The 24129-nt window shown below is 48.6% G+C and carries 20 protein-coding genes and 1 pseudogene; 19 read left to right on the top strand and 2 right to left on the bottom strand.

Going from position 1 to position 24129, the window contains the following annotated elements; all coding sequences use genetic code 11:
- Window positions 1–79: 79 nt before the first annotated feature.
- The 10 genes from MHB80_RS06870 (at window position 80) to MHB80_RS06915 (ending at window position 9963) form a co-directional block, all read left to right on the top strand.
- Complete coding sequence (locus MHB80_RS06870) at window positions 80–1285, top strand: HpcH/HpaI aldolase/citrate lyase family protein (protein WP_341281465.1); 1206 nt, start codon at window positions 80–82, stop codon at window positions 1283–1285.
- Entirely contained in the window at window positions 1230–2663 is a 1434-nt protein-coding gene (locus MHB80_RS06875; RefSeq protein ID WP_341281466.1) for a phosphoribosyltransferase family protein, read from the top strand. The genes MHB80_RS06870 and MHB80_RS06875 overlap by 56 nt, the downstream gene beginning before the upstream one ends.
- Window positions 2660–3841, top strand: coding sequence for a cysteine protease StiP family protein (locus MHB80_RS06880; RefSeq protein ID WP_341281467.1), 1182 nt, complete (start codon window positions 2660–2662; stop codon window positions 3839–3841). Before MHB80_RS06875 ends, MHB80_RS06880 begins: the two co-directional genes overlap by 4 nt.
- The gene (locus MHB80_RS06885) at window positions 3838–4689 is read left to right on the top strand and encodes an HAD family hydrolase (RefSeq protein ID WP_341281468.1); all 852 of its coding nucleotides are present in this window, start codon (window positions 3838–3840) and stop codon (window positions 4687–4689) included. The genes MHB80_RS06880 and MHB80_RS06885 overlap by 4 nt, the downstream gene beginning before the upstream one ends.
- The gene (locus MHB80_RS06890) at window positions 4686–5717 is read left to right on the top strand and encodes an ATP-grasp domain-containing protein (RefSeq protein ID WP_341281469.1); all 1032 of its coding nucleotides are present in this window, start codon (window positions 4686–4688) and stop codon (window positions 5715–5717) included. Before MHB80_RS06885 ends, MHB80_RS06890 begins: the two co-directional genes overlap by 4 nt.
- A gap of 34 nt (window positions 5718–5751) precedes the next feature.
- On the top strand, window positions 5752–6426 hold the full coding sequence (locus MHB80_RS06895) for a hypothetical protein (RefSeq protein WP_341281470.1): 675 nt from the start codon (window positions 5752–5754) through the stop codon (window positions 6424–6426).
- Between the two features lie 39 nt (window positions 6427–6465).
- Window positions 6466–7572 (top strand): toxic anion resistance protein, encoded by a 1107-nt coding sequence (locus MHB80_RS06900; RefSeq protein WP_341281471.1) that lies wholly within the window; start codon window positions 6466–6468, stop codon window positions 7570–7572.
- A gap of 419 nt (window positions 7573–7991) precedes the next feature.
- Window positions 7992–8552 carry a hypothetical protein gene (locus tag MHB80_RS06905; protein WP_341281472.1) on the top strand — a complete coding sequence of 187 codons (561 nt, stop codon included), beginning with the start codon at window positions 7992–7994 and terminating at the stop codon, window positions 8550–8552.
- A 46-nt stretch (window positions 8553–8598) separates the two neighbouring features.
- A complete protein-coding gene (locus tag MHB80_RS06910) occupies window positions 8599–9225 on the top strand; it encodes a sigma-70 family RNA polymerase sigma factor (protein ID WP_341281473.1) in 627 nt (208 codons plus the stop codon).
- A gap of 63 nt (window positions 9226–9288) precedes the next feature.
- On the top strand, window positions 9289–9963 hold the full coding sequence (locus tag MHB80_RS06915) for a TIGR00266 family protein (RefSeq protein ID WP_341281474.1): 675 nt from the start codon (window positions 9289–9291) through the stop codon (window positions 9961–9963).
- A 97-nt stretch (window positions 9964–10060) separates the two neighbouring features.
- On the opposite strand, the gene MHB80_RS06920 is transcribed toward MHB80_RS06915, so the two are convergent.
- Entirely contained in the window at window positions 10061–10606 is a 546-nt protein-coding gene (locus MHB80_RS06920; protein ID WP_341281475.1) for a glutathione peroxidase, read from the bottom strand.
- Window positions 10607–10708: 102 nt separating this feature from the next.
- Complete coding sequence (locus MHB80_RS06925; RefSeq protein WP_341281476.1) at window positions 10709–12985, bottom strand: helix-turn-helix domain-containing protein; 2277 nt, start codon at window positions 12983–12985, stop codon at window positions 10709–10711.
- Between the two features lie 380 nt (window positions 12986–13365).
- On the opposite strand from MHB80_RS06925, the pseudogene MHB80_RS06930 reads away from it, so the two are divergent.
- From MHB80_RS06930 to MHB80_RS06970, 9 genes and pseudogenes are all read left to right on the top strand, one after another.
- Window positions 13366–14523 (top strand): annotated as a pseudogene (locus MHB80_RS06930) (beta-galactosidase trimerization domain-containing protein); the annotation flags it as partial.
- A gap of 347 nt (window positions 14524–14870) precedes the next feature.
- The gene (locus MHB80_RS06935; protein ID WP_338554937.1) at window positions 14871–15794 is read left to right on the top strand and encodes an ABC transporter permease subunit; all 924 of its coding nucleotides are present in this window, start codon (window positions 14871–14873) and stop codon (window positions 15792–15794) included.
- A 731-nt stretch (window positions 15795–16525) separates the two neighbouring features.
- Window positions 16526–17419: a carbohydrate ABC transporter permease gene (locus MHB80_RS06940; protein WP_341281477.1), complete on the top strand. Its 894-nt coding sequence runs from the start codon at window positions 16526–16528 to the stop codon at window positions 17417–17419.
- Window positions 17420–17504: 85 nt separating this feature from the next.
- Window positions 17505–19100 carry an extracellular solute-binding protein gene (locus MHB80_RS06945; protein WP_341281478.1) on the top strand — a complete coding sequence of 532 codons (1596 nt, stop codon included), beginning with the start codon at window positions 17505–17507 and terminating at the stop codon, window positions 19098–19100.
- 274 nt (window positions 19101–19374) lie between these two features.
- A complete protein-coding gene (locus tag MHB80_RS06950; protein ID WP_341281479.1) occupies window positions 19375–20535 on the top strand; it encodes a Gfo/Idh/MocA family oxidoreductase in 1161 nt (386 codons plus the stop codon).
- Window positions 20536–20570: 35 nt separating this feature from the next.
- Window positions 20571–21641: a Gfo/Idh/MocA family oxidoreductase gene (locus tag MHB80_RS06955; RefSeq protein WP_341281480.1), complete on the top strand. Its 1071-nt coding sequence runs from the start codon at window positions 20571–20573 to the stop codon at window positions 21639–21641.
- Between the two features lie 63 nt (window positions 21642–21704).
- On the top strand, window positions 21705–22568 hold the full coding sequence (locus tag MHB80_RS06960; protein WP_341282885.1) for a sugar phosphate isomerase/epimerase family protein: 864 nt from the start codon (window positions 21705–21707) through the stop codon (window positions 22566–22568).
- A gap of 1 nt (window position 22569) precedes the next feature.
- Window positions 22570–23388 (top strand): AraC family transcriptional regulator, encoded by an 819-nt coding sequence (locus MHB80_RS06965; protein ID WP_341281481.1) that lies wholly within the window; start codon window positions 22570–22572, stop codon window positions 23386–23388.
- Window positions 23389–23414: 26 nt separating this feature from the next.
- The gene (locus tag MHB80_RS06970) at window positions 23415–24071 is read left to right on the top strand and encodes an SGNH/GDSL hydrolase family protein (RefSeq protein WP_341281482.1); all 657 of its coding nucleotides are present in this window, start codon (window positions 23415–23417) and stop codon (window positions 24069–24071) included.
- The last annotated feature ends 58 nt before the right edge of the window (window positions 24072–24129 follow it).

Below are 24129 nucleotides of genomic sequence, written 5' to 3' on the forward strand. Positions count from 1 at the left end.
AGTAGATCGCGTATTTGGCGATCGGGGCCGAGTAATTGGAACAGTGTCGATTACTGGAATGAATCAGGAGGAAACCGGAATGCGATACTTTGATTATTTTACCTGGGAGGAAGAAGAAGCGGTTTTCTTCTCGGCACCTACCCCATTCAATCATACGACGGAGCGGGAGCTTCTCGCTTATGCCGTCGGAGCTGCTTTGTATTGTCCGGCTACCCGCCAAACGATTTCCGAAGATATTTTAAACCGCAAGCATGAAGGTTTGACGACGATGGTCATTGACCTGGAGGATGCGGTTGGCGACCATTTGGTGGAAATGGCAGAGGAATCTCTGCTGCAGCAGATTTTTCGGTTATCCTCATTTTTGAAAATAGGCTCGTTATCGCGTGATCATCTTCCTCTCCTGTTCATTCGCATTCGCAGCGTGCAGCAGCTTGCCCGCATTATCGAGCGGCTGGAAGAAAAGATCAGCCTGATTACCGGCTTTATTTTCCCTAAATTTACGGCAGCAAACGGTGAAGCTTATTTTAGTCAAATTGCGGCATTCAACTCTCAGCAGAGCGAGGGGGCACCCGTGCTTTATGGGCTGCCTATACTAGAGACGCCTGCTATTATTTATCGCGAGTCTCGCATGGAGGAATTGCTGGCGATTAAGCAGCTTTTGGATCGTTATCAGCGTTATGTACTCAACGTCCGTATTGGAGCGACAGACTTCTCCAGCTTGTTTGGGCTGCGTCGCAGCAAAACGATGACGATATACGATATTTTGCCAGTTCGCGATTGTATGGCGGATATTATCAATATATTTGGAAGAATGGATTCCTCTTATGTCATCTCGGGACCGGTATGGGAATATTTCTCAAGCAGCAAGCAGGCTCCTGTTCCTTCGCTGTTTCCTTTGCAGCCGGAGCAGCTGTCTGGAAGAGGCGAGCGCTGGCCATTGCGGCATTCGGCGGCACCGGAAACGGATGGTTTGCTGCGTGAGGTCATGATGGACAAGGAAAACGGTATTATTGGCAAAACCATTATTCACCCGTCGCATATTCGGCCGGTGCAATCCCTCTATGCAGTTACGTATGAGGAATATATTGATGCGCAAAGCATTATTGCTAGCCATAATGGCTATAACGGCGTACTCAAGAGCGATTATGCCAATAAAATGAATGAAGTGAAACCCCATATGAATTGGGCTAATCGAGTCATTGCAAGATCAAAAATATACGGGGTGCTGCATGAAGAACAACATTTTATCGCCTTACTCGCAAGCCAGGAGCAAGCATACGTATAACATTGTAGATGATCTTAAGGTTACGGTAACGGTGACAGCAAACCCATTCGGATTATCGCCGGATACGCTGTTTGCTATGGCAGCGCGGATGAACAAGAAGCGGGCCTTTCTGTTTGTCAGCAAAGTGCTGGGCAAGCATCTGCCTGTTAATTCTTATACTTCGCTGCTAAGCGGCGCGGCTTTGTCTCTGCTGCTTTATAAAAGGTACGCCGAGGATGAGCAGCAGCATGTTTTGGCTAATGAACTGCTTGATGCTGCCATCGAAGGTTTGACTAGACCGGAGCGGTCTGAGCAGGTTTATCATCAGGTGATTGACGCTAAGCTTAAGCTGCCGGAACAGGCGCTGTTCATCGGTTTTGCTGAAACAGCAACTGCGCTTGGTCACAGCATGTTTCGCGTGTTCGGTGCGGATTGTACTTATCTTCACACGACCAGGGAGCAGATTCCGGCGATGGAATCGCTCATTAGCTTTGAGGAGGAGCATTCCCACGCGGTGGCACATCGCTGTTACGCCTTGGATGCTGCCTTTTTTAACGGTAACGAGCCGATCGTTCTCGTCGATGATGAGCTCACGACTGGTAAAACAGCCTTGAATATAATACGGGATATCCAAAGGCAATTTCCCCGTCAACAATATATAGTAGCGTCACTGCTCGATTGGAGAACAGAAGCGGATGAGCAGCGTTTTGCGGAAGCCGCACAGGAGCTTGGCGTGTCGATTGAAGTATTGTCGCTAATGAAGGGCGCTATCGAGGCGAAAGGAAGCTCGCCCGAGCAGGTAGCGGCCAGTGCGCAGACGCAGGCTGAGACGCCAGCAAGCGCTCGCCTGAATAAAGTGTATTTGGACGACCTGTTCGAGCTTGCGTCCTACAGCTCGGTTGATTCAGCGGGAGTGGTGAATGCCTCGCCTTATGTGGCAGGAACGGGACGCTTCGGCATTCAGTCTAGCGATAATGGAACGCTTGATGCAAGCATTGCAGAGACTGGGGCTCAGCTGAGAAGCATGCGGGTGGGCGAGCGCACATTATGTCTGGGTACGGGCGAGTTTATGTATATACCGATGCGAATAGCGGCGGAGCTGGGGCAAGGTGTATTTTTCCATTCAACGACGAGAAGCCCGGTTCATCCGATTGACAAGCCAGATTATGCGATTAAGTCGGGACAAACGTTTCCATCACCGGAAGATGAGCAGGTGCGGAACTTTTTTTATAATGTCGGTGTCTCGCAATACGACGATTGTTTTATTTTTGCAGAGCGCGACTGGTCAGAGGAACGTTTTGCTCCTTTGCTGTCGGCGCTGCATACATGCGGTTTTGGGCAAATCAACGTCATTATTTGCGGTCCATCAAAGGGCAGTCATAAGGAGGAAATGGCATGAGCAGAAGCTTGCTTGAACAACGGTTGCAAAAACCGATCGGAGCTCCGAAGCCCCTTGGCAGTTATAAGCCTTCTGACGTCGTTTTTCTATTGAAGGATTTGAGCGATGTGCAGCTGGAGCGGGGTACGGAGGATCGTGAGGAAGCGATCCAATCCGGTGTGCATTATTCGGAAATGCTGCCCGTCGAATATCAGCCAACACCGGAATACATTCGGTTGTTTCACCAGACATTGACGGAGTCTGCGCAGCGGGTAGCACTTGCTGCTGGCATCGTTGCCGAACAGGTAGTAGCGCGCAGCGGCAAGCACACGGTACTTGTTTCTTTAGCGAGAGCGGGCACGCCAATTGGCATTCTTATGAAGCGCTACATAGCAGAGACGTGCGGGCTCGATGTGCCGCATTACAGCATCTCTATTATCCGCGGCAAGGGCATTGATGAAAATGCGCTGCTCTACATTTTGCAGCAGCATGGGCCCGAAGCGAAGCTTCAATTCGTCGACGGCTGGACGGGTAAAGGAGCGATTACACAGGTGCTGATTGAAGCCTGTCGAACCTTTAAGCAGAAGTATGGGATTGAGCTGGATGCGGAGCTGGCGGTACTTGCTGATCCTGCCTGCAGCTCAAGTATATTCGGTACCCGAGAGGATTTCCTCATTCCGAGTGCTTGCCTTAATTCCACCGTGTCCGGGCTGATGAGCCGCACGGTATTGCGGGGCGATATTATTGGGCCGGATGATTTTCACGGAGCGAAGTTTTATAAGGAATGGATGAAGGATGACCTATCGAATCATTTTATCGATACGGTATCCGCCTATTTTAGCCAAATATCGCAGCAGGCGAAGCAGGAAGCTGTAAAGCTGATGAATGAGAAGGCAGTGGCAACTTGGCAGGGACTGAAAGATATTAAGGCCATTCAGAAGCTTTACGGCATCGAGGATATTAATTTAGTGAAGCCGGGCGTGGGGGAGACGACACGGGTGCTGCTGCGCCGGGTGCCTTGGAAAATTCTCGTTGATCGTCTGGACAACCCGGGGCTCCAGCATATTTTGCTGCTGGCAAGCGATCGTGGTGTTCCGGTAGAAGTATTTCCCGAATTGACTTATTCCTGCTGCGGCATTATTAAACCTAAAAATAAAAAGGCGGATATTGCTGCTTCCGCCGAGGAGGAAGCTGTATGATTTTCGCCAGTGATCTTGATCAGACGCTCATTTATTCCACGAGATCGATGGGGCTGGATGGTGCGGAGGGCTCAGGGCTTGTGATGCCCGCAGAAACGAAAGATGGTCAAGTGCTGTCGTATTTTTTGACGGAAATGCTCCCGTTGCTGCAAGCTATTGCGAAGGAGGTTCATTTTATACCGGTAACGACCCGGACGATGGAGCAGTACAACCGGATTGAGCTGTTCCGCGAGCATATAGCGCCAACGTATGCGGTCACAAGCAATGGCGGCAATATTTTGGTAAATGGGGTGCGTGACGAAGCATGGAGCATGCATATTCAGAAGCTTATTGCGGCTAGCGCGGCTCCAGCTGCGGAAATTCAAGCGATTTTCGATGAGGTGGCCAGTAGCGACTGGATTCACGGCGCACGTTATTGCGACGAGCTTTTTTACGCCTACGTCATTGATCGGGAGCGGATGCCAGTAGAGCAGGTTAGCCGTGCTGTGGAACGAATTACGGCGCTAGGCTGGAAAGTATCGGTTCAAGGACGCAAAATTTATCTCGTGCCAAATGAGGTGAGCAAAAGCGCGGCGCTCTTGCATTTAAAGCAGCAGCTTGGCGCGACGGTCGTTGCTGCCTCCGGTGATTCCTTGCTCGACCAGTGTCTGCTTGATGCGGCAAGTCATGCCATTGCTCCAAGACATGGTGAGCTGTTTCGCCAAGAGCAGCGTGAGCCGGGAAACATGGCTTACACCTTTACAACGAACTCGGGCATTATGGCTTCGCAGCAAATTTTGGACTTTGTATCGACCGTCATGGCTGAGTTTAAGACAGCAGCGGCATTCGAAAGGAAGGCAAACGTATGAGCAACGTAACAAAAGTATGGTTCAACCGCTGGTTTTCAGTCGCTTATCATTATATGAATGCGATTCGCAATAATAGCGATGGTGCAGCCTTTGAGCTGTACGGCACGCATGCCGATCCGAAGCATATGTCGCTGCAAGCTTGCGATGTGGTGGAGGTTGAGCCTTCTGTAAAAGGCGAGGCTTACGTTGATTTTTGCATTGAATTCTGTTTGAGGCACAAAATAGATGTGTTCGTCCCAAGGCTGAATATGCTGGATATTGTGAAGAGCATCAAGCGTTTTGATGAAATAGGCGTTAAAGTCGTCGTTTGTCAAGATGAGGAGCTGCTTGGCAAGCTGATGGTCAAGGATCAGTTTTATGAATCGGTGAGCGAAAGCGGCATTATGGTCATTCCCGATTATCATGTCGTTTCAACGGCAGAGCAGTTTAAGGCTGCCTATGACGATTTGGCTTCAAAAGGGCATCGCGTTTGCTTTAAGCCAACGGATGGCGAAGGCGGACAAGGCTTTCGCATCATTGACAATGAGCGCGACAAGCTGGCGGATTTGTTCGGCTCGGTTTCACGCGCGCTGTCGTTTGAAGAGGTGTACCGCACCTTATCGACTGTTCCACAGTTTGGCGATTTAATGGTAATGGAGCTGCTTGACGGGTTTGAATACAGTATCGATTGCCTAGCTGCGCCAAATGGAGAACTGCTTGCTGCAGTTCCGCGCCGCAAAGCGGGCGGACGTCTGCGCCTGCTGGATGATGTGCCGGAATTACTGGAAATTGCCCAAAGGGTTTCAGAAACATACAAAATCCCTTACAATTATAATATACAGATGAAATACAAAAATGGAGTGCCCAAGCTTCTGGAGATTAATCCGCGGATGTCTGGCGGTCTCCATGTTTCCTGTCTGAGCGGCATCAACTTCCCTTATTTGGCGGTCAAGCTGGCGCTAGGTGGAACGGTGGGCAAGCTGACGCCTGAGTATGGCGTGCTTGCCAGCCATGTTGAGCAGCCGATGCGTTTGACAGCATTCGAATAGAAGCGAGTGGCACAGCAGGTTGGAGGGTGAGAGAGTGATTCAAAAACGCTCGATTATCGGAGCGGCTATCGGACTTATCATTGCCGCTGCAACAAGCTGGCTGCTGCCAGAATTTATAACGGTGCTTATCCCAGTCGCAGCTACGCTCGCGGGTGTGGTGCTCGATGAGAAGCGGCTGCTGCGCAAAACCAATATTATCGATGCGATTCCGTCTCCGGGCCGAGGTCCTTCTGAGCCTGGGCAGCTGCCAGAAGCAGCCGTGCAGCCCTCTGCCTCTAGCGGAGGCGGAGCAGCTTCACCAGCGATTAGTCCCATATTTGAGCCGGTGCTGGAGTATTTGGAAGTGCTGGAGGATATGGTGATCTCCGAAGGGCAGAAAAATACGCTGGACAATGAAATTGTAGAGAAATCCTGCTCGCTTTTTCTGCGTTTGCATCGGGTATTGCCGCTCCTGTCTGAACTGAATAATGATGAAATTAATCATACGGTCAGACGGCTTGTGCTCAAGGAGCTGAACAGCGTCATTAATCCTTTCTTAAGGCTGAGCGGCGACGCCAAGACGAAAAACCGTAGAATTTTGTTAAATGGTTTGCGGGATATTAATACTAAAATTTCGGAAATTGTTGCAACGATTGAACACAAGGATTTGATGGAGCTGCAAACCAAGGCGGAGGTCATTCATAAACGCTATAACTACTCGGAGTTTTAATGGCGTGTCAGATTGAAAATCCGTGGGGAGGGAACTTAAGTGTCCATACAAACGATTCAATTGAAAAAAGAAGACGAGCAGAAGGCCGTCCAGGAAGCGGCCGTTATTATTCAGAAGGTAGCACAGGCCGATACGCTGTCGCTAGATGGCTTGATGGACGAGATGGGTAAGCTGGGCGCCAAGACGCAGGAGCGCGCAGGAGCGACGCTGAAGCAGCTGGAGCGTCCGGTTGCCACCCTTATGTCGGGCGGGTCAAGCCAAGTATCGAATCTGATTTTGTCGCTGCGTAATGAATGCGAATCTTTGCAGCAAAGTAAAAACGTTGGCTTCATTGGCAAGCTGATACGCAAGTCGCCTGTGAAAAATTACGTTTATAAATATCAGTCCGTAAGGACGAATATTGATGCGATTGTGCAAGGGCTGCGTGACGGCAAGGATGGCCTTGAAGAGAGCATCGTGAATATGCGCACGCTCAAGCGCAGCTCACTTGAGGAAATTTATTCGCTGCAAGAGAAGATCGCGATGGGCAACAAGCTCAAGGAGCTGTTCGAAACGGAAATTGCCAAGCCGGAAAATGAGCAGCGCAAAACGTATCTGGAGCGTGGATTGCGTAAAGTCGTCACCCGCATCCAGTCGATGACCGAGGATATATTACTGTTCAATCAGGCAGTTGCCGCGACAGACATTGTCAATGACAACAGCGATAAGCTCATTGATGCGGTCAACAACAGCATTTATAAAGCGTCTAATCTAATTACAGTGTCGGCAATGATTACGCTCGCTATCGAGGATCAGTTAAAAATCGCCAATGCAGTAGAGAGTGTAAACAGCACGATTGAAGACCAGTTCAAGCGCAATGCAGAGCTGCTCAAAACGTCAACGGAAAAGTCGGCGGAGCTGCTCAAAAAGCCAGCGATGTCGCTCGAGGCTGTCAATACGGCGATTGCCGATCTGATTACAGCGCTTGATACATCGGAGAAATCCAACCGCGACATTATCGCGACCTGCAAAACGCATACGGAGAAGCTGGCGCAAATTAACCAGAATATGTCGAAGCGTTTAGGCTTGGAGACTGGCGGACAACCGCAATCGGCGATTACCAGTGGAGCTGCTGGTGGAAACGAAATGGACAGGCTGCTCAGCTAATAATAGCAGGAGGCTCGTTCTATTTTAAATATAGAAAAGCATAGGCAACAATACTCATAGATGGCCCCACTCATTCATAGGCTTAACAAAAGCGATGGAATGAGAGGATGGTTGTCTTTGATTGCAGTAGGCACGCTCGGCTTATTGATTGTAACGTTGATTATCGTTGCCAGCAGCGAACGGGTAGAGGCTATTGTAGAGCAGCATAACCAATTATAAGCGTGGGCAGGGCCGTATTTTCTGTAATTTAAGAAGATGCGGCCATTGTTATATTTTTCGAAGGATAAGAAAGTCTAGGTTTAGCTATGAGAACGAGAATAGCGTCGAATTTTATATAATATTAGCGTAATGGCGGATCATTTGGTAAAATTGACTTATCGGAAGATTTCGGGCCTGCTGCTCGTATGGAGGGAACGATAATGTTGGATTTTTCATTTGAGATGCTGGATGAGCATACAATAAACGTAGAATACGTTTTTGGCAGCGAGAAATTTATTTTTAATTTATTTTATTCGAATGATAATTGGACCATTCATCCCTTCGATGGCATCTTACTAAAAAATCGTGATTTATGTCGCAGCGTCATGAGTGACTTGTTTCAAAACAAATCGTTCCAAATTATGCTGGCGAAAGAAAATATTATTTTATCATCGATACGCTCCTCCGTTAACCTGAATTCTTACGAGGAAGAGGAGCCCATGCCGGAGCCGGAGAGGCTGCGGGGCGAGCGTTATGGCGGTGATGGGGGCGGCGGCCGCGCCGAGCGGAGCGAGCTGGATGATTTCATCAATAGCCACACACTGGATGAAATTTTGGAGCTGGAGCGCAGCTTCATTGAGGAGCGGACAACCCTTTTCAAATCGGTGCTTCAGAAAATGTTTATGGATGGCCTTGGGCCAGGCGACAGTGAATTTAATCAAATTCAGGAGCTTGTGAAGGCGTATAAGAGGGCGAGCGAGGACATCGCCAAAATTCGGTAATGCCAATATTAAAGTCTATTATCCTATTTAAGTTTGGAGAGAAATTATGGATGCTTCCCAGTTAGCGGTTCGGATCAAAGAGAAGGACCCGTTGGTTTTCGCGGAAATTACAAAGGTCTATTATGATAGGCTGTTTTCAACTGCTTATAGGATGCTTGGCAGCCGTCAGGAAAGCGAAGATGTCCTGCAAGAGACGTTTATTCGCCTGCTGACGAATATCGATAAGTTTGATCCTTCCAAAAACTTCACAACCTGGATTTTTCAAATTACGATTAACTTATGTATTGATACGCTTAGAAAACGCAAAACGCGTCGCAGCGTTTCTTTGGATGCGGAGCCGGATTATTTTATGTCGCAATGGCCGCTCAAGGAAACGCTGCCGAGCCCGGATAAAGGGCCGGAGCACGTGTATTTGGAGCAGGAGCTGTCCGAGGAGCTGTCCGAGGTGATGAAGGGCTTGTCCGATAAGGACCGCGAGCTGGTCGTGAAGCGATATTTTTACGATATGTCGCTGGACGAAATTAGCCAGGAAACACAGGTTCCTGTTGGCACCATAAAATCACGGTTATTTCGCGTGCGTCAGCTATTGAAGAAAAAATGGAGCATACTAAACTTACGCGGTGCTTCCTTGAATTTTCTTAGCAGCATGATGATGGGCGGGCCGCTTTTCTAAAAGCGTGGTGGCAACATCTTCTACGCCCGAAGGCAGTACGAATGATCGGAGGAGTAAATTGAAATGAGACATGAAATTTTATACCGCGGCGCTTTTCCATTATTGAAGGTGCTGTTGGAGCGCGGCGAGACGATTAAAGCAGAGTCAGGTGCAATGGTATCGATGTCGCCAAACCTTGAGCTGAAGGGTACGCTGGATGGCGGCATTATGCGCGGCCTTGGCCGAATGCTGAGCGGCGAGAAATTTTTCTTTCAAGAGCTGTCTGCAACGCGCGGTCCAGGTGAAGCGCTGCTTGCTTCCGCAGCGATTGGCGATATTGAATCGATTGAGCTTGATGGATCGTACAAGCTGTATGTGCAGAAGGACGGCTTCTTGGCTGGAACGCCTGGCATTGAGGTTAACACGAAGATGCAAAACCTGGCGAAAGGCTTCTTGTCGGGCGAAGGCTTCTTTATTGTTGAAATTAGCGGTAAAGGAACGGTGTTTCTTTCCTCCTACGGAACGATTCATGCGGTGCAGCTGGCCGCGGGCGAGGAAGTTATCATCGATAACGGACATCTGGTTGCATGGCCTGATTATATGGATTACCGGATCGAGAAGGCTGCGAGTGGCTGGTTGTCCAGCATTACAAGTGGCGAAGGGGTTGTGTGCCGATTCCGCGGCGAAGGCGTCGTCTTGATTCAAACGAGAAATCCGAAAAGCTTTGGCGGCTGGATTAATCAGTTTATTCCAAAGTGATAAAACGAAGGTACATAGACGGACAGGCCTGAAAGGGTTAAGAAAAAGCAAGGCGTTTAGCTCGGGTAGACGAGCTAGGCACCTTGCTTTTTATTTTTTAAAGCAGTGCTCGTATCGCTGCTTCAAGCTCCAGTGGCTGCACAGTCGGTTCAAAACGGCCAGACACTTGGCCGCTGCGATCAAGGAGAAACTTGGAAAAATTCCACTTGATTCCGTCTCCAGCGTGGAGCTCGGGGTATTTTTCACTTAAAAATTGATCTAGCCACTTGCCGTTTGGGGTTAGTGTATCGAAACCGCGAAATGGAGCTTCGCTCACCAAATAGTGAAACAAAGGATGAGCGGTTTCGCCGCGAACGTCCACCTTGCTGAGCAGAGTGAAAGTGATGCTAAAGCTTTGTTCGCAATAGGCTCTTATTTCAGCGTCGCTGCCTGGTTCTTTGTCGTTAAATTGATTGCAGGGGAAAGCCAATATTTCAAATCCCTGGTGGTGATGCTTTTCGTAAAGCTGCTGCAGCGCGGCAAATTGGCTGGAATAACCGCATTGACTAGCCGTATTAACAATTAGCAAAACCTTCCCCTGATAGGCTGACCAATCCAGCCATTCGCCGGTCATCGTTTTTACTTGAAAGTCATAGATGGACAAGTTGTTCGCTCCCTTCGGCGCTATACAACCCATCATAGGACAATTCTATTTATTGGTCTAATATATAATGGAGATAAAGGTTATAGTTTTCACCTATGTCGATCAGCCATGCTGGGCGAGTCTTGATTTGCGATAGTCGGCGGGGGTGACGCCGAAGCTCTTCTTGAACATGCGATGGAAATAGGAGCTGCTCGTATAGCCGCTTTTGTCTGCAATATCGACGACGGACCAATCGGTATTTTCCAAATAATCCTTGGCATGCTCGAGCCGCACCTGATTAATGACGTCAACGACAGCAGTCAGCGTCTGCTGCTTGTAAACCCGGCTAATATAGATGGAAGACATATCCAGTTCCTCGGCGATCCAATTCAAGCATAGATTGGAGCTCGCGAAGTCGCGCTCAATCAGCTCATTGATTTTACGAATGAGATCGCTTTGCTTGAGCGTGCGCTTCTCCATCAACCTTGCTTGAATATCATCAAATAAAGTGAAAAATAAGGCGTTCATTTCCTCCACCGTCTCGAATTTATCGAGGGAAGGCATATTCGTATTCAGCCCGGTTTCGACCTCGAGGCTGTTATTTTTATGAATCGTGTACAAAATCGTATTGACCGTCATCGTTAAATGCGAGATGGCGAGCTGCACGACGTGAATCGGATATTCAGCCGTTTCCTCTACAATAGAGGCGAAAATCTGCTTCGCATCGACATTTTTGGAAGCCATCAATGCATCGGTCAGCTTCTTCTCCTTATCGACGGGGAATTTATATTCCTTCGCTTTGAGCTCCATAATATTTTGCGAATAGATCAAGCAGCCCTGCCCATAAAATAAGCGGTGAAGCGAAGCCTCCTTCACCTGTTTATAGAGAGAGGCAAGCTGCTGAGGCTGTTGCGCCTCCGGGCTGTATGTCATAGAAATGCCAATACGCAAATATTCCAAGCTGGATTGCTGAATTTGCAGCAGCATCGTCCGCAGCAGCTCATCATCCGGCTGTTCCGTCGATTCGAGGCGGCCCAGCATCAGCACAACGCTGTCTTCGTTCATATCCACTGTTTCGACGCGGTAATGCTTCAGCCCAATTTCCCAGCTAATGTTCATAATCGCGAATTTATAAGCGAGCAAATCATTGCCTCGCGTTTCCCTGAGCGCTTCCAAATCATCAATTTTAATTAATACAACGCGGTAATGGTTCGTAAAATCAAACGTAATGCCGCTTTGCTCCAGCTTGTCGAGCTGGGTCTTGGTCTGCAATTGCTGCGCGCCTTCCAGCAGGTTGCGTAAAATATTTTGTCTAACCGTATAGGAGCTGTTGCGCCGTTCGGTCTCGAGCATATTCATTTTGTCCATAATATGATGAATCGGACGGTAGAGCAAACGTGACAGCAACCAGGAAATAAGCAGGCCGATGGCGAGAATGGCGGCCGCAATGGCAAGCGTCGTATTGCGAATGGCACTTACTTTTCCGGTGATTTCGCCATAAGGCGTGACACGAACATATTGCCATTCGAGCGCATCCGAGGATGTATAGGAAATGAGCGATTTTTGGCCGTCAAATCGCGCCACAACATAGCCCGGCTGCTGCTGTCCGTAAATTTGTGATGAAAGCATGTCATTATCCTGCTCGCTCAGCGATTTAGGGGCAAGCGTATCACGCGAAAGCATGCGCTGGCGATCATCGATAATAAAGGATTTACCGAGTGACTCGCTTGCCACGGTTCCAATATCTTTATTGATCCACGACGATGAAATATTGACGATGACCGCCGAGTTTATCGTTTGGCTTTTGCCGACCGCATCGTAGCCTAAATAAGTGTATACATGATGCACGGGAGAAGGCTGGCCAGGCAATAATGGGCTGTTTGTATCCTCCGGAATATAGGAACGGGGAATAGGAGTAAACGGCTTATACGTCTGGTAATCGTCTAACGTCTGCAAAATGCCTTTATCGGAAATTTCCTCCATGGTAAAAATCCCGCTTTGCCCGGAACGATTGGCAATGTAAAATTGATTGCTGGCTGAATTGTATACATAAATCGACTCAATAAACGGCATGGAGCTCAAGTAGTTGGTCAAATCATTCATGGCTGCCGTCACATCATAAATATTAGGCTTCGTATAAAAAAGCAGCTTGGAAATCGTAAACGTCCGATACAGCTGGAAGGTGAGCGACTGGGCGCTCTCCGTCATGCTGTTCACTTCCTGGCTGGTCTGGGTCAGGCTGCTGACATCAGATAAATAGGCTTGCTTCAGGTCCAGCCGTGTATAAGCAAGATAATAGAAGAAGGACGAGATAAGCAGCGTCAATACGATACATAATGTAATGCTGAGCAGAAACCTGCTGTAGAGCTTCCCGTTATTTTTCCATGCGGTGACTTTCATAGCTGTCCCCCCTCTTTTTAGTAAGCGCTTACGTTTTTTTAGTTTCTAAGTGATTTGGCTAACGTTTGCTTGTATATGCGTATATGTCAGTTTGTTCACCTGAGCTCTGGCACATCTTATGTTCATATTATAAACTTCACTGTGCCAACCGTACAATGTTTTCTATGCATAAAATTGAACGCTCTTGCTTTGAACGCTATGAACAAACCGAACTAGAGTGAACTTTTTGGCAAAACCTATACGTTCAGATGATAAACCTATTGCTTTCCTTTAGAAATTTTCCTCGAATTCGCAGTGCAATATCGATAAGTCGAAGGGAAAGTGACAAAATGATTCATTCCAAGATTCCAAAATATGGTATGTCAGTGACTATAATCCTGATCTTGCGGGGCCTGAAGCAGGGCAAGCCGTTCATGCTGATGGAGCAGACGCCAAGCCAGCAAAACTGGCAGCCCTACAACAGCCTCAAGCGTCCGGGCGTCATGCGGCTGTGGAGCTATCAGGCGGTGGCGCATGGAGCCGACACGGTGATGTTCTTCCAGCTGCGCCGCTCGATCGGCGCTTGCGAGAAATATCATGGCGCGCTAAACGAGCATGTCGGACATGAGCATACGCGCGTATTCCGTGAATGCGCGCAGCTTGGGCGCGAGCTTGAGGCGCTGGGCGACAAGCTGCTGGATGCCACGGTACATGCGGAAGCCGCGCTGCTGTTTGATATCGACTACTGGAATGCGGTTGAGATCACGAGCGGTCCAAGCGTGGACTTGAACTATTTGGATCAGGCGCAGCGCTATTATAAAGCTTTTTATGACCAAAACATTCAAATGGACGTCATCAGCCCGCTCAGCGACTTCTCCAAGTACAAGATCGTAGTCGCTCCCGTCATGTATATGCTTAAGCCAGGCGTAGCCGAGCGCATCGAAGCGTTCGTGCAGGCCGGCGGCACGTTTATAACGACGTTTTTCAGCGGTATCGTCAATGAAAATGATCTGGTCACGCTGGGCGGCTATCCAGGCGCCTTAAGAAAGCTGCTTGGCGTCTGGGTCGAGGAAATCGACAGCTTGACGCCAGATATGCGCAATACCGTCGAAGTGGGCGAGCGTTTTGGACATATCGCAGGGGGCTCCTATGAGTGTGAGCTGCTATGCGATTTGCTTCATTTAGAAGGTGCCGAGGCGATAGGTAGCTATGGCTCTGATTTTTATGCGGGGATGCCAGCGCTAACCGTCAATCGCTATGGGAAAGGCGAAGCCTATTATGTGGCGACGGTTCCTGAGCAGAAGCTGCTCAGCGGGCTGGTGCAGACGCTATGCGAGAAGCTGGGCATCGAAGCGCCGCTTCGCGCAGCCTCTGGAGTCGAGCTTGCGCAGCGTCATAAAGGGGAAGAAGCATACACCTTCGTGCTGAATCATAATCCTTTTGAATCCAAGCTTGAGCTGGGAGAAGTGGGATACACCGATTTGCTGACCAGTGAGCGCTTATCCGGAGCAGTAACGATCGAACCGTATGGCGTCATGATTCTTCAAATCTCGACATAGGCAAGGTTATTATAAAAGAGCCGTTTTCCTGTTCACACCGGGAAAAGCGGCTTTTTCTCTATGTTTTTTTCACTTTGCAGCGTTAGTAGACAGCCTGTGAAAAGCTGAAAAATGCATAGAGGTGCAATTCGTTCACCTGTGTTTTCGCAGCTTTTTTCACTAATTGCCGGATGTTGCTCTAGATGAGCGTTTCGAGCCTGCTATACACTTAGGGCACAACGAACGACGCAGCATAAGCAGTTGCCAAGAAGTTAAGCAAGTGAGGATAAGGGCAATTGCAGCTAGCGCCGTACAAATGAAAACAAGAAAAAGCAAAGCTGAAAGCTGAAAGGGGAGACATAGCCTGCATGAATACCAGAAGAGGTTTTTTTCACGAGCTGATCACCAACCGCATTTTATTTCTCATGCTGCTGCCGACGATTTTATTTTTCATCATCAATTCATACTTACCGATGGTTGGCATCTATTACGCTTTCACGAGGTTCGATTATAATACGAGCTTATTCAATAGTGAATTCGTTGGGCTGGAGAACTTCAAGTTTTTATGGCAATCAGGCATTTTAACTAAACTGACCTTAAATACGATTGGCTACAATATAGCCTTCATCGGGCTTGGCAATGTGCTTGCCATCGCGCTGGCTATTCTGCTAAGCGAGCTAAAAACAAAATGGTTCAAGAAGCTGACCCAGTCGGTTATGTTTTTGCCTTATTTCGTATCGTTCGTTATCCTGAGCGTTATCGTGTACAATTTGTTCAACTATGAAAGCGGATTCTTGAACACGCTGCTCAAGCAGCTCAGCATCGAGCCGGTTGATGTGTACAATACACCTTGGGTGTGGGTGCCGCTCATTATTTTGTTCTATCTATGGAAAAACCTCGGTTACAGCATGGTTATCTATCTAGCTGCTATTACAGGCATCAGCGATGAATATTATGAAGCGGCCAAAATTGACGGCGCGAACATTTTTCAACGGATCTGGTACATTACGGTTCCCATGCTGAAAACGACATTCGTCGTCCTGCTGCTGTTCGCTCTCGGCAGCATTATGAAAGGACAGTTCGACTTGTTCTATCAATTAATTGGCAACAACGGCGTGCTGTATGATGCGACGGATATTCTCGATACTTATGTGTACCGCTCGCTGAAAGTTACGTTTGATATTGGGATGTCGACTGCTGCGGGTCTTTACCAATCGTTGTTCGGCTTCATTCTGATTATGACGGTCAACTATATTATTCGAAAAATAAACGACGAATACGCATTGTTCTAGGTGGGTGATGAAAAAGAGGCTGTGTTGCATGAAAAGGTTGGTTTCCGATCGCCATTACCCTTGAATTTCCTCGAATCCCCTTCCATAAAGGGGGAAATTCAAGGGTAAAAGCGAACGCTACGCTTCTCCAACTCAACCTTTTCATTCCACTTCGCCTTTTTCATCTCCCTCCTAGGGGGAGGGAAAAGCAGCTTAGCCGCTTTTGCGCTTGCGCCGTAACTTTAAGTTCAAAACCAAGAACCAAAACCAAGAACCAAAACCAAGAACCAAAACCTTAGCGCTTGCGCCTTATCTTTAAGAGCCAAGAGTAAGAGCAGTAACAAATCTTTTACCGTATTCGCGTTTGCGTTATATGTTCGAGAGCCAGAGCAAGTGCGCTTGTTTTACGCTTAAGCGAGTGTATAAGCTTGGGAGCGAAGAGATCTTAAACACAAAGATGTAGACAGTTATAAGAGTCAAATCAATTGGTTTCTGCTGTATGAATTCGATCTTTGTAGTTCGTGTTTTAGAAGGAGGGTGTTGGTGAAGGGGGCCTGAGCGGAGTAAAAGGTTTGAGCTGGAGAAGCGAATGCGTTCGCTTTTGTCCGTGGAAATTAACCGCTGGCGGTATAGTTGAAAATTTCCATGGGCAATGGCGATCGTAAGCCAAACTTTTTGCGCAGCGACGAACCTACCCTCACCAAGCGCACTTATTCTAATCACCGACACAAAGAGAACATGGAGGTTACTTTATGAAAATCAAAGACGACAGCTATATGCTGCTGTTCCGCATTATTGCTTTCACAGTTATTTTGCTCACGTCAATCGCTTGCCTGTTTCCGTTTCTGCTCATTGTCTCAGCTTCGTTCACTCAGAACGAATCGATTCTCCGCGACGGGTATCATTTAATCCCGCAGGTGTTTTCACTCGAAGGCTACAAAACGGTACTGCGATTCCCGCAGCAGGTCATCAATGCCTACACCGTAACGATCATTACGACAGTTGTCGGTACATTTCTCGGTCTGTTTTTCATTACGATGGCCGGTTACGTTCTGCAGCGCAGAGATTTTAAATATCGGAATTTTTTCTCCTTCTTTATTTATTTCACGACGCTGTTCGGGGGCGGCCTTGTGCCGTGGTACATTATGCTGACGAAATATTTGCAGCTCACCGATACGTATGCGGTGCTCATTCTTCCAGGACTTATGACGCCGTTTCTCATTATATTGATGAAAAATTTCATCCGCTCCGCCGTTCCCGATGAGGTAACGGAATCGGCCAAAATCGATGGCGCGAATGATTTTACGATCTACGCTCGCATCGTGCTGCAATTATCGATGCCAGGCATCGCAACCGTCGGGCTGTTCCTGGCGCTGGCTTACTGGAATGACTGGTTTACATCCTCACTGTTCATTAATGACACGACGATGTACCAGCTTCAATATTATCTCTACAATATCATCAATGCGATGAGCTTCCTGTCACAGATGGGAGCAGGCACAGGCGTTTCGCTTGGTGGCGACATGCCGATGGAATCGACCAAGATGGCAATGGCGATTATTGTTACCGGCCCGATTTTGTTCCTCTACCCTTTCGTTCAGCGTTATTTTGTAAAAGGCTTGACGATTGGGGCTGTAAAAGGTTAGAACTGTACCAGAGTGCATAGCGACAAGCTTGCTACTAGGGTCCAGCTAACATATATAGGTTCAACTTATAAAAGGGAGGATTCACATGATGAAGAAAAAGAGCAAAGGTTTAGTCATGCTTCTCACCGTAATGCTGCTTATGAGCATGATCGCAGCTTGCAGCGGCAATGGTGGCGGAAATACGGCAGCATCCAGTAGTCCAGCAGATAGCGCAGGAGCTACCGCATCTCCGGACAATGCGCAAGCAGGCGAGAAAACGGGTATCGATACTTCCAAAAAAGTAGAATTGCAATTTTATATGCTAGGCGATGCGCCGAAGGATTTGGCTGCGATTCAAGACAAAATCAACGAAATGGCGCTTCAGGATTTGAATGCAACCGTCAAATTCAACTACACGTCATGGACCGATTGGGAGCAAAAATATAAATTGCTGCTTGGCTCCGGCCAACAGGTCGACCTGATCTTTACAGCAGAATGGACGCAATACCAGTCCTATGCGAAAAAAGGCGCTTTCCAGCCACTCGACAAGCTGCTTCCTGTAGCTGCGCCGAAGCTGAATGAATTTGTGCCAAAAGATATGTGGGATGCGGTTAAAATCGACAATCAAATCTTTACCGTTCCGGCAACGTACAAAGAGTATGTAACGAATGGTTTCGTATGGCGGGAGGATCTTCGTAAAAAATACAACCTTCCTGAACCAAAAGACTTGAAAACGTATGAAGAGTATTTGGCTGGCATTAAAGCCAATGAGCCGAGCATGCGTCCAATCGCACTTGGCGCAGACGTTCGCGGCAGCCTTGTGAACCAAATTCGTGATATCGAGCACAAAGCAATTGGCGCGCTGCCTTATGGTCTTGGCGTGAACTACTTTGAGCCAGGCAACATTTACACGTACTGGGGCTCGGATGAGCAAAAAGCGGATTTGGAGCTGATTCAACGCTGGCAGAAAAACGGCTACATCCCGAAAAACGTGCTCAACATCAACGACGTTATTCAGGAGCAGCTGACAAGCGGCAAAGCAGCAACGATTTTCGGGGACAACCCAACTCGTTTTAATGATTCGGTTATTAAAGTGCAAGCGGCTCACCCGGATTGGGAGCTGAAATACTACCCATTCCCGCTTACAACAGGCATTGCAACACCAGTACATGCCATTCATAACGGCTATGCGATTCCAACCAGCAGCAAAAACGCAGAGCGTGCACTGGCATTCTATGAAAAAATGGTTACAGACAAACGCTACAACCTGTTGACTCAATACGGTGTTGAAGGCAAAAACTATGAAGTGAAAGATGGTTACTACCAAATGATCGGCGATGCAAGCTCCAACGGCTTTGCTCGTGAAGGAATGAACGGCTGGGCTTGGAGAAATCCAGAATTCATGCTGTTTGACAAAAACTATGACGGCGTAAAAGCGATCTTCGACGAGCTGGACAAAATCCAAGTTCCAGACAAATTTAACGGCTTTGCCGAAGATTACAGCACTTACCAAGCCGAGAGAGCAGCACTTGAGCAAGTGGAGAAGCAATATCTGTTCCCGCTGCAAGCTGGTCTCGTAGACAATATCGAGGAAGGCTTGAAAACATTCATGGACAAAGCGAAGCAAGCTGGACTTGAGAAAATTCAAGCTGATTACACGAAACAATGGCAAGCTTATGTAACAGAAAATAATATTAAATAAACGACAAACTCGTACCAGAGGCAGCTCTCGGTATAGGTGGAAAAGCGGCGGTGTGTCCCTGAGGGACATAACTGCCGCTTTTCTTATGCAATAAGAGAGGAGATAAGATGCAGACGCTAGTCGATGCCGTGAGGTATATGAATCAAGTAGTACAATGACAGTTAAATGATTAACGGATATTCGACCTTTTGAATCAAGCGCTTACATAGCGGACTATGCTACAATACATTTATAGTGATCCTTCTTATAAAAGGTTTAGAGAGGATGTTAATCATTGGATAAAGTCAGAATTGGCATATTAGGCCTTGGAAATATGGGAACGGGACACGCCCGTTATTTGATTGAAGGAAGAGTAGAGGGCGCCGTGCTTGCGGCGGTGACAGATGTGCGGCCCGAACGTTTAGAGCTGGCAGCTCAGGAGTGGGGCACAGAACTAAAGCTGTATTCGACGGCAGAGGAACTATTCAGCTCAGGTGAGGTGGACGCGGTGTTCATCTGCACACCGCATTATGATCATCCGCAGCAGGCAACCGCAGCGCTGAAGGCTGGGCTGCATGTATTAATTGAAAAGCCTGCTGGCGTTTATACAAAACAGGTTCGTGAGATGAATGAAGCGGCAGCGCACAGCAATAAAGTATTCGGCATTATGTACAATCAACGCACGAATCCGCTATATGCGAAGCTTCGCGATTTGATTACATCCGGGGAGCTTGGGGAAGTTCGCCGCACGAACTGGATTATTACGAACTGGTACCGCTCGCAGAGCTATTATGATTCCGGCGGATGGCGTGCAACGTGGGCTGGCGAAGGTGGCGGCGTACTGCTGAACCAAGACCCGCATCAGCTTGACCTGTGGCAGTGGACGACAGGGATGATGCCGAAGCGCGTACGTGCTTTTTGCTCCTTTGGCAAACATCGTGACATTGAAGTGGAGAACGATGTGACGGCTTATGTGGAATATGAAAATGGAGCAACCGGTGTATTTGTCACTTCGACCTTTGAATCACCGGGCACAAATCGTTTTGAGATTTCCGGTGAACGCGGCAAAATTGTCATTGAAAATGACAAAATGACGTTCTCGCGGCTACGCGTGTCTGAAACCGAATTTAATGCTAACTTTAAAGGCGGCTTCGGCCAGCCGGAATGTTGGAAATTTGAAATTCCGGTCAGTGATGGCGGCAATCACATGAGCATTACTCAGGATTGGGTAAATGCGATCCTGCATGGCACGCCACTGCTTGCTCCTGGCGAAGAGGGAATTAAGGGACTGGAGCTATCCAATGCGATGCTGCTTTCCACTTGGACCGATGGATGGGTCGATCTTCCGATTAACGAGGATTTATTTTATGAGAAGCTTCAGGAGAGAATACGCAGCTCGGATAAGAACAAAGATATGAACAGTTATGAGACGCTGGATGTTAAAGGTACCCATTAAATACTAACGAGCAAGCGAGAGGGAGGCAATATTTTATGTCAACAGCAAATGGAATGAACTATGCCCCGAAAGGCAAGCCAAAGCCAGTAGTTAAAGAGGGAGAATTTGTATTCGCTGCTTTGTCGCTTGATCATGGACATATCTATGGCATGTGTAATGGTCTTCGTGAAGCGGGCGGTACACTCAAGTGGGTTTATGATCCAGACCCGAAGAAGGTAGAAGCGTTTGTACGCGCCTATCCTGAGGTTCGCCCGGCGGAATCGAAGCAGCAAATTTTGCAGGATGCGGAAGTGGTGCTCGTTGCAGCAGCGGCGATAACGAATTTGCGCGGCCCGCTTGGCGTCGAGGTTATGAAGCATGGCAAGCATTATTTTACCGACAAAGCGCCGTTTACGACGCTTGAGCAGTTGGCTGAGGCGCGTAAAGTAACGGCGGCTACAGGCAAAATTTATGCAGTTTATTACAGCGAACGCTTACATGTGGAATCCGCAGAGTTCGCTGGGCAGCTTGTGAAGGACGGAGCTGTTGGTCGTGTGCTGAATGTATTGGGGTTGGGACCGCATCGTTTGAATGCAGCGGCTAGGCCTGACTGGTTCTTCAATAAGGAACAGTACGGCGGCATTATTTGTGATCTTGCCAGCCATCAAATTGAGCAGTTTCTGTATTTCGCCGGCTGCAAGGATGCGACGGTGCAATCCAGCAAAATAGCTAATTACAATAACAAGCAATACCCAGAGCTTGAGGACTTTGGTGACGTTACAATGATTGGCGACAACGGGGCTACTCATTATTCTCGCGTGGACTGGTTTACACCGGATGGCTTGTCTACTTGGGGAGATGGGCGGACGATTATTCTCGGCACAGAAGGCTATATCGAGCTGCGCAAATATGTCGATTTGACGAGAGGTGGCAGCGACCATCTGTTCCTCGTGAATGGAGGCGGCGAGCAAAAAATTGATGTGAAGGACAAGGTAGGATTCCCTTATTTTGGAGCGCTTATTCTTGATTGCTTGAATGGCACGGAGCTTGCGATGACGCAGGCGCATACGTTTAAAGCGGCAGAGCTGAGCTTGCAGGCGCAATTGCAGGCTGTCCGGGTCGAATAGGGAAGGAGCGGAGGGAGCAAAGCATACAATAGGGTTCGAGGAAGGGAGAAGGGTGAATCGATGATGAAATTGTCTGTATTTACGGTAGCAACACCGGAGCTGGGGCCCGAGGAGCTGGCAGCCGCGGCGCAAGAGGCGGGAATTCATGCTGTAGAATGGCGCTACAAGGAAGCGCCCGATGCGGCTGTGGCGAGTCAGGAGCCTTCTTTCTGGGGCAACAACCGTTGTACGATTTTCCCTTCAGGCGGAGATGACATGCTGGGCCGCTTCGGAAAGGCTGCGGCTGATCATGGACTGACAACGCTCAGCCTGACCCCATATCTTACCGCTGGCGATTTGGAGGCTACCGAGCAGGTGCTGAAAGCGGCGAAGCGGGTAGGGGCGTCCTTTATCCGGGTTGGTGTTCCGAGTTATGACCGCACAAGGCCATTCGGCGAGCTGTTCACGCTGGCACGGACGTATTTGCAGCAAACCCAGGAGCTATGCCGGAAGTATGGCGTTAAAGGCTTAGTCGAGACCCATCATCAGACGATTGCGGCAAGCGCTTCCGCGGCTTATCGGCTATGCGAAGGGCTGGACCCAGATTGTATTGGCGTACTTTACGATCCCGGCAACATGGTTTACGAAGGCTTTGAAAACTACCGGATGGGGCTAGAGCTGCTAGGTCCGTATTTGGCACATGTGCATGTGAAAAATGCGAGCTGGCAAGCTGGCCCAGAGGAAACGGATGGCAGCATTAGCTGGAAGGCAGACTGGACGGGACTTGCTAAAGGGGTAGTGCCGTGGAAGCAAATCATTGAGGATTTGCAGGCTGTCGGCTACTACGGCTATCTCGGCATTGAAGATTTCAGCAAGGAATTTGCGGAGTCTCCAGACATGCTGCGTCATTTTGTCCGCTATATTAACGGACTGCAGTCGCAAGGTTAAAATGATCGATTTCAGCTACCAAATCCAAACACCGCTTGAACCTATTTTTCATTCGCATACCTATTATGAGGTTTATTATTTTCATGAAGGAAAATGCAACTATTTGATAGGCGATCAAATATATCATATGCAGCCGGGCGATTTGATGATTTTGTTCGGCATGACCCTGCATTGCGCCAAAATCGACCCTTCGGTTCCTTATGTGCGTTCGATTGTCCATTTCGAGCCTTCGCTGCTGCGCCCGCTGCTGGAGCTGCCGCAGGCGCTTAATGTCATGGAACCGTTTGAGGAGCTGCGCAACCACCGCCTGCGGCTCAGAGGCGAGCATAAGGAAGAGTCTGAGCGGCTTCTGGCTCAAATGCATGTGCATCAGCAGCGGGGCGATGCGATAGGCAGCAACCGCCTGCTGCTTGCCTTTGTTGATCTATTATATTTTATTTTTGGTTTATGCGAGCAGCCACTGAGGGAACGGCAAGAGTTTTCTACGGATAAGGAGCAGACGGTTCAGCGCATCATTTCTTTGCTGGAGCACAGCTATACAGACGATTTGCATATGGAGCAGCTGGAAGAAAGGCTTCATCTAAGCAAGTCGTATATCGCTAGGCTGTTTAAGGATGTGACGGGTGTAACGGTGTTTCACTATGTGTATCGAAGGCGGATCAATGAGGCGAAAATCATCTTTTTGATGGAACCGTCCGTCACGGTTACAGAAGCTTGCTATCGCCTTGGTTATAAGCATTTAGCTCATTTCAGCAGAATGTTCAAGCAGTTCGTCGGTGTATCGCCAGAGCAGTTCAAGCGGCGCGAGACGCAAGGCTAATCGTGAAAATAAGGGGAATGATTAGGGTGAGGCTGGAACGTGGGCAGAAGCTGTTGTTCATTGGGGACTCGATTACGGATTGCGATCGGAACAAGCAGGATGGCGAGGGACTGTTCGGCGCGCTTGGCAGAGGTTACGTAGCTCAGGTAGATGCGCTGCTGCAAGCGGTATATCCGGAGCTCGGCATTCGCGTAGTAAACATGGGAACGAGCGGGCATACGGTCCGTGATTTGAAAGCGAGATGGCAGGAGGATGTGACGGATAAAAAACCGGACGTTCTTTCGATCATGATCGGCATCAATGACGTTTGGCGCCAATATGATACGCCGTTTATTACGGAATGGCATGTATATATCGAGGAGTACGAGCAAACGCTGCGCGAGTTCGTAGCGCAGGCGAAGCCGGTTGCCAGCAGCGGTATCGTGCTGATGACGCCTTTCTTTCTGGAAAGCAATGAGCAGGATGCGATGCGCCGCACGATGGACGAATATGGTGCTGTTGTGCGCCGTATTGCAGATGAAACGGGCTGTCTGTTCATTGATACACAGGCGGCATTTAATAAAGTGCTGGCCCATCTGTATTCCGCTACCTTGGCGTGGGATCGCATACATCCGACGGCAGCAGGCCATGCGGTGCTGGCGAGAGCCTTTTTGCAGGCAATGGATTTCGATTGGACGAAATAAAATGGGCTGAAGCCCAGAAGAGAAGCTTATCCGCTGCGGATAAGCTTTTTTTGATTTT

Source organism: Paenibacillus sp. FSL H8-0537 (assembly GCF_038051995.1).
GTDB lineage: Bacteria > Bacillota > Bacilli > Paenibacillales > Paenibacillaceae > Pristimantibacillus.

Bases quoted from the DNA above. Each gene is read 5' to 3' on its own strand.
- MHB80_RS06885 (WP_341281468.1), top strand. From the start codon at position 3,838: ATGATTTTCGCCAGTGATCTTGATCAGACGCTCATTTATTCCACGAGA.
- MHB80_RS06955 (WP_341281480.1), top strand. From the start codon at position 20,571: ATGTCAACAGCAAATGGAATGAACTATGCCCCGAAAGGCAAGCCAAAG.
- MHB80_RS06875 (WP_341281466.1), top strand. From the start codon at position 1,230: ATGAAGAACAACATTTTATCGCCTTACTCGCAAGCCAGGAGCAAGCAT.
- MHB80_RS06910 (WP_341281473.1), top strand. From the start codon at position 8,599: ATGGATGCTTCCCAGTTAGCGGTTCGGATCAAAGAGAAGGACCCGTTG.
- MHB80_RS06935 (WP_338554937.1), top strand. From the start codon at position 14,871: ATGAATACCAGAAGAGGTTTTTTTCACGAGCTGATCACCAACCGCATT.
- MHB80_RS06890 (WP_341281469.1), top strand. From the start codon at position 4,686: ATGAGCAACGTAACAAAAGTATGGTTCAACCGCTGGTTTTCAGTCGCT.
- MHB80_RS06965 (WP_341281481.1), top strand. From the start codon at position 22,570: ATGATCGATTTCAGCTACCAAATCCAAACACCGCTTGAACCTATTTTT.
- MHB80_RS06925 (WP_341281476.1), bottom strand. From the start codon at position 12,985: ATGAAAGTCACCGCATGGAAAAATAACGGGAAGCTCTACAGCAGGTTT.
- MHB80_RS06870 (WP_341281465.1), top strand. From the start codon at position 80: ATGCGATACTTTGATTATTTTACCTGGGAGGAAGAAGAAGCGGTTTTC.
- MHB80_RS06940 (WP_341281477.1), top strand. From the start codon at position 16,526: ATGAAAATCAAAGACGACAGCTATATGCTGCTGTTCCGCATTATTGCT.
- MHB80_RS06945 (WP_341281478.1), top strand. From the start codon at position 17,505: ATGATGAAGAAAAAGAGCAAAGGTTTAGTCATGCTTCTCACCGTAATG.
- MHB80_RS06905 (WP_341281472.1), top strand. From the start codon at position 7,992: ATGTTGGATTTTTCATTTGAGATGCTGGATGAGCATACAATAAACGTA.
- MHB80_RS06880 (WP_341281467.1), top strand. From the start codon at position 2,660: ATGAGCAGAAGCTTGCTTGAACAACGGTTGCAAAAACCGATCGGAGCT.
- MHB80_RS06960 (WP_341282885.1), top strand. From the start codon at position 21,705: ATGAAATTGTCTGTATTTACGGTAGCAACACCGGAGCTGGGGCCCGAG.
- MHB80_RS06915 (WP_341281474.1), top strand. From the start codon at position 9,289: ATGAGACATGAAATTTTATACCGCGGCGCTTTTCCATTATTGAAGGTG.